The sequence below is a fragment of the Streptomyces sp. NBC_00249 genome (assembly GCF_026342355.1).
GTDB lineage: Bacteria > Actinomycetota > Actinomycetes > Streptomycetales > Streptomycetaceae > Streptomyces.
In genome coordinates this window covers 214,016-227,543 of sequence record NZ_JAPEMV010000010.1, presented here as the reverse complement: position 1 = coordinate 227,543, position 13,528 = coordinate 214,016, and the positions used below count along the sequence as shown (strand labels likewise).

The 13,528-nt window shown below is 71.3% G+C and carries 11 protein-coding genes; 8 read left to right on the top strand and 3 right to left on the bottom strand.

The genetic code is table 11. From position 1 onward, the window contains the following. Positions 1-78: 78 nt before the first annotated feature. From OOK31_RS34825 to OOK31_RS34815, 3 genes are all read right to left on the bottom strand, one after another. Positions 79-1,344, bottom strand: coding sequence for a cytochrome P450 (locus tag OOK31_RS34825; RefSeq protein WP_267091405.1), 1,266 nt, complete (start codon positions 1,342-1,344; stop codon positions 79-81). A gap of 98 nt (positions 1,345-1,442) precedes the next feature. Continuing rightward, complete coding sequence (locus OOK31_RS34820) at positions 1,443-2,612, bottom strand: low temperature requirement protein A (RefSeq protein WP_267091404.1); 1,170 nt, start codon at positions 2,610-2,612, stop codon at positions 1,443-1,445. 28 nt (positions 2,613-2,640) lie between these two features. Beyond that, on the bottom strand, positions 2,641-3,273 hold the full coding sequence (locus tag OOK31_RS34815) for a sirohydrochlorin chelatase (RefSeq protein WP_267091403.1): 633 nt from the start codon (positions 3,271-3,273) through the stop codon (positions 2,641-2,643). A 256-nt stretch (positions 3,274-3,529) separates the two neighbouring features. Here OOK31_RS34815 and OOK31_RS34810 point away from each other — a divergent pair, with 256 nt between their 5' ends. The 8 genes from OOK31_RS34810 (at position 3,530) to OOK31_RS34775 (ending at position 13,528) form a co-directional block, all read left to right on the top strand. Then, entirely contained in the window at positions 3,530-4,936 is a 1,407-nt protein-coding gene (locus OOK31_RS34810) for an MFS transporter (RefSeq protein WP_267091402.1), read from the top strand. A gap of 225 nt (positions 4,937-5,161) precedes the next feature. Continuing rightward, positions 5,162-7,438 (top strand): formate C-acetyltransferase, encoded by a 2,277-nt coding sequence (gene pflB, locus OOK31_RS34805; protein ID WP_267091401.1) that lies wholly within the window; start codon positions 5,162-5,164, stop codon positions 7,436-7,438. A gap of 102 nt (positions 7,439-7,540) precedes the next feature. After that, complete coding sequence (gene pflA / locus OOK31_RS34800; RefSeq protein ID WP_267091400.1) at positions 7,541-8,371, top strand: pyruvate formate-lyase-activating protein; 831 nt, start codon at positions 7,541-7,543, stop codon at positions 8,369-8,371. 197 nt (positions 8,372-8,568) lie between these two features. Further along, complete coding sequence (locus OOK31_RS34795; RefSeq protein WP_267091560.1) at positions 8,569-9,567, top strand: MFS transporter; 999 nt, start codon at positions 8,569-8,571, stop codon at positions 9,565-9,567. Further along, on the top strand, positions 9,564-11,882 hold the full coding sequence (locus OOK31_RS34790) for a molybdopterin oxidoreductase family protein (RefSeq protein WP_267091399.1): 2,319 nt from the start codon (positions 9,564-9,566) through the stop codon (positions 11,880-11,882). The genes OOK31_RS34795 and OOK31_RS34790 overlap by 4 nt, the downstream gene beginning before the upstream one ends. A 7-nt stretch (positions 11,883-11,889) precedes the next feature. Further along, positions 11,890-12,489, top strand: coding sequence for a 4Fe-4S dicluster domain-containing protein (locus OOK31_RS34785; protein ID WP_267091398.1), 600 nt, complete (start codon positions 11,890-11,892; stop codon positions 12,487-12,489). Then, positions 12,486-13,139, top strand: a complete 654-nt coding sequence (locus OOK31_RS34780; RefSeq protein ID WP_267091397.1) for a Rieske (2Fe-2S) protein — start codon at positions 12,486-12,488, stop codon at positions 13,137-13,139. The genes OOK31_RS34785 and OOK31_RS34780 overlap by 4 nt, the downstream gene beginning before the upstream one ends. After that, positions 13,136-13,528 (top strand): hypothetical protein, encoded by a 393-nt coding sequence (locus OOK31_RS34775; protein ID WP_267091396.1) that lies wholly within the window; start codon positions 13,136-13,138, stop codon positions 13,526-13,528. Before OOK31_RS34780 ends, OOK31_RS34775 begins: the two co-directional genes overlap by 4 nt.

Below are 13,528 nucleotides of genomic sequence, written 5' to 3'. Positions count from 1 at the left end.
GACGCCACCGCCGCCACCGCATCTCCGGCCGCCGGGCTCCCAGCCTGCCCGGTGGCCGGTCGCGTTCCCGGCCGCGGGTCAGGGGCGTTCGAAGGCGAACCGCAGCGAGCGGACCCGGTTGTCGAAGTTGGACCCCGCCAGATCGGGCAGGCCCACCGCGCGCAGGCCCACCGGCCGGGTCAGCAGCTCGTGGAACAGGGCCCGCATCTCCACCCGCGCCAGGTGCGCGCCCAGGCAGAAGTGCGGGCCGCCGCCGCCGAAGCCCAGGTGGGGGTTGGGCGAGCGGGTGATGTCGAAGGCGTCCGGGTCGGGGAAGACCGCCTCGTCGCGGTTGGCGGAGGCGTAGTAGAGCACCACCTTCTCGCCCGGCCGCAGCAGGTGCCCGCCCAGGGTGTGTTCGGCGGTCACCGTGCGGCGGAACTGGATGATCGGCGTCGAGTGCCGGATCATCTCGTCGACCGCGCCGTCGGCGTACTTCTCGAAGTCCGACAGCAGCAGGTCCCGCTGGTCGGGGAAGTCCGTCAGCAGGGTCAGCCCGTGGGTGATGGCGTTGCGGGTGGTCTCCACCCCCGCCACCATCAGCAGGCTGAAGAAGGCCCCGAGCTGGCGGGCGCCGAGCGCCTGGCCGTCCACGTTCGCGCACACCAGCGCCGAGATCAGGTCGTCGGTGGGGTTCCTGCGCCGGTCCCGGCCGATGCCCGCGACCATCCGCTGCATCCGGGCCAGCGCCCGCAGGCCGCGCCCCGGCATCCGCAGCCGGGAGGCGAGGCCGCGCTCCACGCCGATGTTCTCCGAGGCGTGGTTGACGCGGTCGGCGATCTCCGCCCGGTAGTGCTCCGGGATGCCCATCATGTTGCAGATGACCTCCAGCGGCAGCCGGGAGGCCACCGCCGAGACGAACTCCCCGGGCCGCTCGGCCAGTACGTCGTCGACGATCCGGGCCGCGACCGCGTGGATGTCCGCCTCGGCCGCCGCCAGCAGCCGGGGCGTGAACGCCCGCTGCACGATCTTCCGCAGCTGCGCGTGGTCCGGCCCGTCCAGGTTGACCATCGAGTCCCCGAACAGCGCCCGCACCCAGCGGGCCGGCTCCGGCGTCGTCACCCCGGGCGCGCTCGCGAACACCTTGGGCAGCCGGCTCGCCTCCTGCACGTCCGCGTGCCGTACGAGGGCCCAGTGCCCGGCGCCGCCACCGCCCTCGGGGACGAACACCGGGGCGTCCAGGGCGCGCAGGCGGGCGAAGGCGGCCAGCCGGTCGGCGGGGGGCCGCTGCCAGAAACCCGGCTCGGCCAGTTCCCCGCCGGGGCCGGATACGTGTCGCTGGGCCGGGAGTGTCGGGGGTGTCATCGGGGTTGCCTCTTCCTGTCGCCGTGGCGTCCTGCCGCGCTGGAGAACGGTGGGGGCGGGGCGGGGGTGACGGCCTGCGGTCTGCCGGGCCGCACCGCTCAGCCCACGGAGAGGGCCGGCGGGCGGCCGCGTACGGACAGGGTCATGCCGACCACCACCGTCGCCGTCGCCACCAGACCCGCGTACAGCACCGCGTACGGGCCCGCCCAGGTGCAGGCCAGCAGCGCGACGGCGGCCAGCGGCAGTACCAGCTGCTGGGCCAAGCCGCGCTTGAAGTGCCGGGAGTGCAGCAGCCACACCATCAGCAGGAACAGCGCGGACGGGACGGTCACGGCGGCGTTCGCGGCGAGCTGCGAGATGTGCGCCTTGCCGACCGCGTGCTCGACGGCCACCTCGATGCCCGCGCCGATCGCCGCACCCGAGGCGAAGATCAGCAGGTGGCCGTAGCCCCACGGGATCGCCTCGCGGTTGCTGTTCAGGTGCTCGTGCATCGGTACCGCGAAGTAGATCCACCAGGCGGCGAAGACGATCAGCAGCCCGCCCGCGGCCAGCGGCAGCAGCTCGCCCAGCGCCTCGTGCTCGTCGAGCGCCGACTTCACGGCCACCGTGCTCGCCGCGATGGTCTCACCGAGCACGATGATGGTGAACAGGCCGTACCGCTCCACGATGTGGTGCGCGTGCCAGGGCGTCTGGTGGTTCCGCTCGGCCACCACGGGGACCATCAGCTCGGCCACCACCAGTACCAGGAACAGCCAGCGCTTGAGGTCGTCCGGGGCGAACAGCAGCCCCACCCAGCCCGCCTGACAGACCACCAGCCCGGCCGCGTACGTCAGCGCCGCGGTGCGGCCCCCGGGGCTCTCCTCCCCGGCCGCCGCGCGCAGCCACTGGGCGGTGAGCGCCACCCGCATGATCAGGTAGCCGATGACGGCGACCGTCCAGTCGTTCTGGTCGAAGGCCCGGCTGACGCCCGCCGCGTAGACGAGGACGCCGGTGATCTGCACGAGCGTCGCGATCCGGTACGGGACGTCGTCGCAGTCGTAGGCCGAGGCGAACCAGGTGAAGTTCATCCAAGCCCACCACACCCCAAAAAATACGAAAAAGTATCCGATGATGCCGCTTCCCGGATGCCCCTCCGCCAACGCGTGCACCAGACGCTGACCGGCCTGGGCGACGGCCACGACGAAGCAGAGGTCGAAGAACAGCTCCAGCGGGGTCGCCGCCCGGTGGCCCTCGTCACGGCTGCGGGCGGTCATAGGTACGTACGTCATACCGCCCAGCACAGCAGGGCCCCGGCGGCTACGAGGCGAGGCGCGCGGCCCGTGGCGCCCGGGTACCCCGGGCGGACTCCTGCCGCTGGTACCGGTCCAGCACCAGACGGGCGATCCGGGGGTGGTCGGCCAGCGGGTCGGACACCGTCCACGCCCCGCAGCCGGCCAGGACGCGGGTGAAACGGCCCGGGGCCAGCAGGTGCGCCGCCACCGCGACCCGGCGGTACCCCGCCTCCCGGAGGGTAGCCAGCGCCTCGGGGACCGTGGGGCCCGCCGAGGTCAGGAACGCGGGGACCACCGGGACGGGAGGGCCGGGCGAGCGGTCGTACGCGAGCAGGGCGCCCAGGGCCGCCGCGCAGTCCCGCGTACCGGCGTCGCCGCCCGGCCGGGAGGAGCCCGCGCCGGCCACCACCACGGCGTCGGCCCGGGCCCGGGCCCCGCGGCGGCGCTCGGCCTCCCGCAGCCGCTCCTGGACGGCGAGGGCCACCTCCCGCTCCCCGCCCAGGCCCGGCGTCAGCACGCAGCCGGTGCCCTCCAGCACCGCCGGGACGTCCACGCGCAGGTGGTAGCCGTCGCCGAGCAGCAGCGGGACGACCACCGCGCGCGGGTGCTCCCGTACGACCTCGGGGAGGGAGGGGCGCTGCACGTCGAGGTGACCCACGACCGGGCGGATCCCGCTCAGCGCCTCGACGCAGGTGGTCGGTCTTCGACCTGCGCACCGGCGTCTGCCTCGACGACCCCGAGGTCGGACTGCCGCTGGTCGACCTCCCCTGACCGGTCCTCCGGTCCCGGACCGGACGCACTGTGGGCGACGGGACCTTGTCCTGTCGCCCACACGACGTTCGCCCCTGCCGCCGGGCCGCCCGTGAGCAGAGTCTGGATATGTCAGGACTCTTCTCAACGTTCAGGACCACGCCATGAGTTCCACCACGCAGCAGACGCCGGGGGTGCTCGCCGATCCGGCCCAGTACCGCCCGGGCGGCACCATCACGCAGTGGACGCCCGAGGACCCCGCCTTCTGGCGCACCACCGGCAAGAAGGTCGCGACCCGCAACCTGTGGATCGCCGTCCCGGCCCTGCTCGTGGCCTTCGTGGTCTGGCAGGTCTGGAGCATCACCGCGACCAACCTCAAGGACGTCGGCTTCGGCTTCTCCCAGTCGCAGCTGTTCTGGCTGACCGCCGTCCCGGGCATCACCGGCGGAACGGCCCGGATCTTCTACACCTTCCTCGGCCCGATGATCGGGCAGCGCCGCTTCACGGCGCTCTCGACGGTGGTGCTGATCGTCCCGCTGCTGTGGCTCGGTTTCGCGGTGCAGGACCCGGCCACCTCCTACGGCACGATGGTCGCCATCGCCGCGCTCTGCGGCATCGGCGGCGCGAACTTCTCCTCCTCGCTGGCCAACATCGGCTTCTTCTACCCGAAGCAGGAGAAGGGCAACGCGACCGGCATCAACGGGGGCCTGGGCAACCTGGGCGTCTCGGTGGTCCAGCTGCTCACCCCGATCCTGATCACCTCCTCGGTGCTGGCGATCGGCGCGGGCCAGAAGAAGGCGAACGGCTCGGAGATCTACCTCCAGAACGCCGCCTTCGTATGGGTCCCGGTGCTGATCGTGCTCGCCGCGACCGCCTGGTTCGGGCAGAACGACCTCAAGGTCGCCTCCACCCCCTTCAGCCAGCAGAAGATCATCTTCAAGCGCAAGCACAACTGGCTGATGACCTGGCTCTACGTCGGCACCTTCGGGTCCTTCATCGGCTTCGCCGCCGCCCTGCCCCTGCTCATCAAGACCACCTTCCCCGCCTACTCCGTCGCCACCTTCGCCTGGATGGGCCCGGCACTGGGCGCCCTGGCCCGCTGGGCCGGCGGCTGTATCGCCGACAAGCTGGGCGGCGCGCGGGTGACGATCCTGTCCTTCGTGGGCATGGGCGCGGCCCTCGTCGGCGTCATCAACTTCCTCCCGGCCGGCTCCGGCAGCGGCTCCTTCCAGGGGTTCTTCCTCTGCTTCCTGGCGGCGTTCTTCTTCTCGGGCATCGGCAACGGCTCGACCTTCCGCCAGATCCCGGCCATCTTCCGCGGCCAGCACCTGAAGGGCCTCACCGAAGGCACCCCCGCCCATGCGGCCGCCCTCAAGCAGGCCGAGATCGAGTCGGGCGCGGTGACGGGCTTCACCGCCGCCATCGCCGCCTACGGCTTCTTCTTCATCCCGGCGATGTTCGCCAACTTCGCGGTGACCAGCGCCATGTGGGGCTTCGTGGCCTTCTACGCCAGCTGTGTGGCCGTGGCCTGGTGGTTCTACGCCCGCCCCGGCGCCGAGGCCCCGAGCTAGGAGCTCCGGTCCCGGGCACCCCGCGAAGATTCTTGTGAAAGTTTTCACAAGTGCACGACGGACCTTCGGCCCGCAAGAACCTGCAGGTCAACTGGGGTGTCGAGGTACGACCGCCGGAAGCCGGGGGACCTTCGGGCATCGGGTCAGGACCAACGCGGCCGCAAATGATCGATCAAAAGACGTGCAATGGATACAAGCAATGAGGCGACTCGGAAGGTGCCGGCCATGACTGCCACCCCTGCGGAAACCACGAAGAACGGCGAGGCCTGGGCAGGCTTCAAGGGCGGTCTGTGGCGCGACGCCATCGACGTCCGCGACTTCATCCAGCAGAACTACACGCCGTACGAGGGCGACGACTCCTTCCTCGCCGGCCCCACCGAGCGCACCACCGCCGTGTGGAAGGCGATCACGGACAAGTTCCCCGAGGAGCGCGAGAAGGGCGTGTACGACGTCGCGCACGACGTCCCCTCGACCATCACCGCCCACGCCCCCGGCTGGATCGACCGCGACAAGGACCTGATCGTCGGCCTCCAGACGGACACCCCCCTCAAGCGCGCGATCATGCCGTACGGCGGCTGGCGCATGGTCGCCGGAGCCCTGGAGACCTACGGCTACCCGGTCTCCGAGGAGCTGGAGAAGGTCTTCACGCAGTACCGCAAGACCCACAACGCCGGTGTCTTCGACGCCTACACGCCCGAGATCCGCGCCGCCCGCAAGGCCGGCGTCGTCACCGGCCTGCCCGACGCGTACGGTCGCGGCCGCATCATCGGCGACTACCGCCGCGTCGCCCTCTACGGCGTCGACCGCCTCATCGCCTTCAAGAAGCAGGAGAAGGAGGAACTGAACGCCCTCCCGGCCGCCGGCGCGCCCCGCTCGCTGGAGGAGACGATCCGCCTGCGCGAGGAGCTGTCCGAGCAGATCAGGGCGCTCGCCGAACTCAAGGCGATGGCCGCCTCCTACGGCCACGACATCTGCGGCCCCGCCACCACCGGCCGCGAGGCCGTCCAGTGGCTCTACTTCGCCTACCTCGCCGCCGTGAAGGAGCAGAACGGCGCGGCCATGTCACTGGGCCGCACCTCCACCTTCGTCGACGTCTACCTCCAGCGCGACATCGAGGCCGGGATCCTCACCGAGGAGCAGGCCCAGGAACTCGTCGACGACTTCATCATCAAGCTCCGCATCGTCCGCTTCCTGCGCACCCCGGAGTACGACGAGCTGTTCTCCGGCGACCCCACCTGGGTCACCGAGTCGATCGCCGGCATGGGCGAGGACGGCCGGCCGCTGGTCACCCGTACCTCCTTCCGCTACCTCCAGACCCTCTACAACCTCGGCCCGGCCCCCGAGCCGAACATGACGGTCTTCTGGTCGCCCCGGCTGCCGCAGGGCTTCAAGGAGTTCTGCGCCCGCGTCTCGATCGACACCTCCTCGGTGCAGTACGAGTCGGACGAGCTGATGCGCCCGCGCTTCGGCGACGACACCGCCATCGCCTGCTGCGTCTCGGCGATGCCCGTCGGCAAGCAGATGCAGTTCTTCGGCGCCCGCGTGAACCTCGCCAAGACCCTCCTCTACGCGATCAACGGCGGCCGCGACGAGAAGTCCGGCGCCCAGGTCGGCCCGGAGACCGGCGCGCTCACCGCCGAGGTCCTCGACTACGACGAGGTCATGGCCCGGTTCGACGAGCAGATGGAATGGCTCGCCGAGACCTACGTCCACGCCCTGAACGTCATCCACTACATGCACGACCGGTACGCCTACGAGCGGATCGAGATGGCCCTGCACGACCGCGACGTGCGCCGCACCATGGCCTGCGGCATCGCCGGCCTCTCCGTCGCCGCCGACTCCCTCTCCGCCATCAAGTACGCCCGGGTCAGCCCCGTGCGCGACGGGAGCGGCCTCGCCACCGACTACACCGTCGAGGGCGACTACCCGGCCTACGGCAACAACGACGACCGCGTCGACGACATCGCGGTCCGGCTCGTCGAGGAGTTCATGAGGAAGATCCGCAAGCACGAGACGTACCGGGGCGCCGAACACACCCAGTCCGTTCTCACGATCACCTCGAACGTGGTCTACGGCAAGAAGACCGGCAACACCCCCGACGGCCGCCGCGCCGGCGAACCCTTCTCCCCGGGCGCCAACCCGATGAACGGCCGCGACACCCACGGCTACGTCACCTCGGCGCTGTCCGTCGCCAAGCTCCCCTACGAGGACGCCGAGGACGGCATCTCGCTGACCAACACCGTCACCCCCGACGGCCTGGGCCGCACCCCCGAGGAGCGGATCAAGAACCTGGCGGGCGTCCTCGACGGCTACATGGCGGTCGACGGCTTCCACATGAACGTCAACGTCCTGGGCCGGGACACCCTCATGGACGCCATGGAGCACCCGGAGAACTACCCGCAGCTGACCGTCCGCGTCAGCGGCTACGCGGTCAACTTCGTCCGCCTCACCCGCGACCAGCAGCTCGACGTGCTGAACCGCACCTTCCACGGCTCCCTCTGACGAGGACGAGCCCCCCGACCGCGCGGCCCGGGGCCGGGCCCTCACCCCCGGCCCCGGGACCGCGCGCACCATCGGACACCGGATCAGTCTGGAGCACCCGCCATGACCGTCCTCCTCGGTACGAGCATCCCCGTCGGCCCCGCCGCGGCCGTCGCCGTCAGCGCCGGCCGGACCCCCGCCGCCGCCGCCGCGACGCAGCGGCCCAGCGAGGGATCGGTCCACTCCTGGGACCTCTCCACCGGGGTCGACGGCCCCGGCACCCGCTTCGTCACCTTCCTGGCCGGCTGCCCCCTGACCTGCCTGTACTGCCACAACCCCGACACCCTGCGGATGCGGGCCGGCAAACGCACCTCAGCCGACGACGTGATCGCCGAGGCCCGCAAGTACACCCGCTTCATCTCCGCCTCGGGCGGCGGCGCCACCATCTCCGGCGGCGAACCCCTCCTCCAGCCCGTCTTCGCGGGCGAGCTGCTGCACCGGATGAGGAACGACCTCGGCCTGCACACCGCCCTCGACACCTCCGGGTTCCTCGGCGCCCGCGCCACCGACGCACTGCTGCGCGACGTGGACCTGGTGCTCCTCGACATCAAGTCCTGGGACAGGGAGACGTACCGGCGCGTCACCGGGCGGCCGCTGGAGCCCACCCTCGACTTCGCCCGCCGCCTCGCCGACCTCGGCAAGGAGGTCCACCTGCGGTTCGTGCTGGTGCCCGGGCTGACCGGCGCGCGCGAGAACGTCGAGGGCGTCGCCGCCTTCGCCGCCTCCCTCGGCAACGTCTCACGGGTCGACGTGCTGCCCTTCCACAAGCTCGGCGAGAGCAAGTGGGAGGCCCTGGACATGGCGTTCACCCTCCACGACACCCCTTCGCCCACCGCCGCGCAGGTGGCCGCGGCCAAGGCGCTCTTCGCGGCCGAGGGGCTGAACGCCGTCTGACCCGATCCGGCTTCCGGACCGACCCGTTCGGAGTAACCACAAACACCGCATAACGGGCTGAAACGGCATGTGACGCCTAGCGTGGTGCTGTGTCCGAGCCCGTAGAAGTCCTCGCCGCAGACCCGCCCCCGCCACCCCCACCGGGGGCGCCCGGGACCCCGCCGCCGGCCACCCGGTCCGTCACCGCACGGGCCACCCTGGCCGGCGCCGTCGTCTCGCTCCTGCTCGTCGCCGCCATCGTGCTCGGCAGCCGCCTGCTCCGGGACTTCGACTCCGCGCTGCTGCCGTACGCCGTCGCCACCGTCTTCCTGGCCTTCGGCGTGGCCTACCGGTACACGGTCTGGGTCTCCGCGCCCGGCGCCCGCCGCCTCTTCAAGAAGGGCTTCGGCAGCTTCTTCTCCGCCGCCAACTTCAGGAAGGCCCCCGCCGCCCTGCCGCGGATGATCGCCACCTACCTCGGCTTCCAGAAGTTCCTCGGCGCCCGCTCCCGCGCCCGCTGGGCCGCGCACCAGCTGATCTTCTGGGGCTGCCTGCTCGCCGCCGCGATCACCTTCCCGCTCACCTGGGGCTGGTTCACCTTCACCTCCGCCAGCGGCTCGGGCCCCGGCTACGAGATGCGGATCTGGGGCTTCAAGGTCCTCGGCTTCGACTCCCTGAACCTCCTCGGCTGGCTCATGTTCCACGGCCTGGACATCGCGGCCGTCCTCGTCATCCCCGGCGCCTGCTACTTCCTGTGGCGGCGCATGAAGGACCGGGGAGCCATCACCGGCCAGCGGTTCGCCTACGACCTCCTCCCGCTGATCTGCCTCGTCGTGATCTCGGTGACCGGGCTCCTGCTCACCTTCTCCTCGGTCTTCCTGCACGGCGGCGGCTACGAGTTCCTCGCGATCCTGCACATGGTGTCGGTGGTGTTCACCCTCATCTACATCCCGTTCGGGAAGTTCTTCCACATCGTCCAGCGCCCGGCCGCCGTCGGCATGCAGCTGTTCAAGTACACCGCCCGCCAGGACGAGCAGGTCTTCGCCTGCAAGCGCTGCGGGGAGCCCATCGACACCACCCCGTACGTGGAGAACCTGCGCGGCACCATGCGGGACCTGAAGCTCGACTTCAACGCCTTCGTCGAATACTGCCCCCGCTGCAAGCGGGTCCTGCGCGGCACCGCCTACCTGGGCCAAGTCAAGAAGGGCTTCAAGTGACCGCGACGGACCCCGCCAGGACGGCGCCCCTGCCGCTCGACCCGTCCATCGCCCCGCCCGGCACCCGCGACTTCCGCGACGCCGGCGGCATCCCCGCCGACCAGTGGCACGCCGACCAGAACGGCGAGACCCTCGTCCCCACCCACTGCTGCTTCTGCGGAGTGCAGTGCGGGATGTACCTGCGCGTCGACAAGGGCGGCAAGGTCTTCGGCGTGGAGCCCCGCAACCACGACATCAACCGGATGCGGCTGTGCCCCAAGGGCATCAACGCCTACCAGCAGGTCAACCACCCCGACCGGCTGACAAGTCCACTGCTCCGCCGCTCCCGCGACGAGGAGCTGCGCGAGTGCTCCTGGGACGAGGCCCTCGACTTCACCGTCTCCGAGATCCGCCGCATCCAGGCCGCACACGGCAACGACGCCTTCGGGCTCCTCGGCGGAGCCAGCCTCTTCTCCGAGAAGACCTACCTGGTCGGCAAGTTCGCCCGGGTCGCCCTCAAGACCAAGCACGTCGACTACAACGGCCGCCTGTGCATGGTCAGCGCCGCCGGCGCCAACAAACTCGCCTTCGGCATCGACCGGGCCGGCAACCCGTTCTCCGACATCCTCCTCACCGACTGCCTGCTCATCGCCGGGTCCAACGTGGGGGAGTGCTTCCCCGTGATGACCCAGTACCTGTGGGGCGCCCGGGACCGGGGAGCCTCCCTGATCGTCGTCGACCCGCGCGAGACGGCCATCGCCCGCACCGCCGACATCCACGTCGCCCTGCGGCCCGGCACCGACTCCGCCTTCTTCAACGCCGTCCTGCACGTGATCGTCGCCGAAGGACTGACCGACGAGACCTACCTCGCCGCACACACCACCGGCTGGGAAGAGGTCAAGGAGACCGTCGCCGCCTACCCGCCCGCCCGCGCCGCCGAGATCTGCGGGGTCCCCGCCGCCCAGATCGTCCAGGTCGCCCGGGTCTTCGCCGCCGCGGACAAGGCCATGGCCTGGCACGCCCGCGGCATCGAGCACCACTCCCAGGGCGTCGAGAACTGCCTCTCCGTCATCAACCTCTGCACGGCCACCGGCAACATCGGCAGGCCCGGGGCCGGCTACGGCACCATCACCGGCCAGGGCAACGGCCAGGGCGGACGCGAACACGGCCAGAAGTCCGACCTCCTGCCCGGCGGCCGCTCCATCACCAACCCCGAGCACCGCGCCCAGATCTGCCGGATCTGGGGCATCGAGGAGTCCGAACTCCCCGGCGCCGGAACCTCCATGATGGAGATGGTCTGGCAGATGCAGCGCCGGGAGATCCGCGGCCTCATCGGCATCTGCAACAACCCCTTCGTCTCCCTCCCCAACTACGCCGTCGTCAAGAACGGCTACGACACCGCCGAGTTCCACGCACAGTTCGACTTCTTCCTCTCCGAGACCGCCGCCAACGCCCACGTGGTCTTCCCCGTCACCACCTGGGCCGAGGACGAGGGCGTCATGGCCAACGCCGAGGCCCGCGTGGTCAAGCACAACAAGGCCCAGGAGCCCCCCGCCGGGGTGCGCACCGACACCTGGGTGATCTGCGAGCTCGCCCGTCGGCTCGGCGCCGGGCAGCACTTCGACTTCCCCGGCTCCCGCGAGGTGTTCGAAGAACTGCGGATCGCCTCCGCCGGCACGGTCAACGACTACTACGGCATCACCTACGAGCGCCTCGACGAGACCGGCGGCATCGCCTGGCCCTGCCCCTCCACCGAACACCCCGGCACCCCCCGGCTGTTCGAGGACGGCCGGACCTACCACCCCGACGGAAAGATCCACATGCAGGTCGTGGAATGGCATCCGCCCATGGACGCCTACACCGAGGAGTACCCCCTCTCCCTCACCACCGGCCGCACCGTCGCGCACTTCCTCTCCGGCAACCAGACCCGGCGCCTCGGCGCCCTCGTCGAGCAGACCCCGCGCCCCTGGGTGGAGGTCCACCCCTCGCACGGGTTCCGCAGCGGCGACCCCGTCCGGGTCGTGACCCGCCGGGGCAGCGAGGTCTTCCCGGCCCTGGTCACCGAGGCCATCCGCCCCGACACGGTCTTCATCCCCTACCACTGGCCCGTCCCGACGGCCGCGAACGCCCTGACCATCGACGCCCTCGACCCCCGTTCCAAGATCCCCGAGTACAAGGTGTGCGCCGCCCGCATCGAGGCGGCGGAGGCGGTCGACGAGGTCCCCGCACCGCCCACGGCCCCCGGCCACGAGGCCTACCCGCAGACCCAGGTCTCCCGCACCGACCCCCTGCCGCCCACGTCCCCCCAGGGCCGTGGCACGGCGGAGAGGAGCTGACGCCGCCATGATGGGCCGCACGATCTTCATCGACCCGGGCCGCTGCATCGGCTGCCAGGCCTGTGTCTCGGCCTGCCGCGAATGCGACTCGCACCGCGGCAAGTCGATGATCCACCTGGACTACACCGAACCCGGCGTGTCCGTCGCCTCCCTCCCCACCGTCTGCATGCACTGCGAGGACCCCGTCGCGCCCTGCGCCGAGGTCTGCCCCGCCGACGCGATCCTGGTGACCGCCGACGGAGTCGTCCAGCAGGCCGACACCAGCCGCTGCATCGGCTGCGCCAACTGCGTCAACGCCTGCCCCTTCGGAGTCCCGAAGATCGACCTCCAGGCGAAGCTCCAGATGAAGTGCAACCTCTGCTACGACCGCACCTCCTACGGACTGGCCCCCATGTGCGCCACCGTCTGCCCGACCGGAGCCCTCTTCTACGGAACCCTCGAAGAGCTCCGTGCCGAGCGCCCCGGCGTCCAGGTCGCAGACTCCTTCACCTTCGGCGACGTGGTCGTCAGTACCGGCGTGGCGATGGTCGTGCCCGCCGACAAGGTCCAGTGGCCGGTCCCCGGCGGACTGCCCGTCGTCGAGATCAACGGGGTGGACGTCCGATGAGCCTCACCGAACAGCCCGCCCCCGCCCCCGGCCCCGAGGGCGACGCCGCCGCCGAGCAGCTGCGCGACCGGATCAGCGCCGACTCCCTCACCACCCGCCGCGACTACCTGCGCATCGTCGCCACCGTCTCCGGCGGCCTCGCGATCGGCGGGGTCGGCGTCGCCTCCGGCATCCTGCACCGGCACGGCGACAGTGAGACCGCGCCCCGGCCCAAGAAGGTCGCCGACAGCCTGGAACCGGGCGCTTCCGTGGCCTTCCGCTTCCCCGGCGACGAGGACCGGGCCCTCGCCGTACGCCTCGCGGACGGCAGCCTCGTCGGGTACTCCGCCGTCTGCACCCACCTGGCCTGCGCCGTGCTCTGGCGCGAGGACCGGGGCGCGGACGGGGAGCTGTACTGCCCCTGCCACGAGGGCGTCTTCGACGCCCGCACCGGTGAGGTCACCGCGGGCCCCCCGCCGCGCGCCCTCCCGAGGATCTTCCTGACCGAGCAGGCCGACGGCAGCGTCTGGGCCCTCGCCGCCGCCCGGTCGGGGGAGCCGGCCAGGGAAGCCCTGTGCCGGCAGTTCGGCGAGACCCGCCCCGAGGCCACCCAGGGCCTGGGCTGCCCCGGAGCGGACCGCGCCGCCGCGACCGAGAGGAGGCGGACATGAGCGACGCCCGGCTCCCTCCCCGCCCCGAGGACCGCCCCGACCACCGCCCCGAGTACCACCCCGGGAGCGCCGAGCCCCGCCTCAACCGGCCGGTGCGCGAGCGGTATCCGCAGATCCGCGCCACCAGCGGCTACGGAGACCCGCGGATCCGGCACACCGGCCCCGGCCCGGGCGCCGGCACCGAACAGGAACCGGAGCGCTCCTCGAAGCTGAACGCCCGGCTGGTCCTGGCCCTGACCGTCGTCGTCGGACAGCTCTGGGCCCTGACCGTGACCGTCAACGAGTGGATGAAGGGCAACACCGGCACGGCCTGGTGGGGGGCGGGATTCCTGGTCCTGTCCTTCCTCGTCGTGATCGCCCTGTGGCTCCTCGACCCGAAGGACCGATGA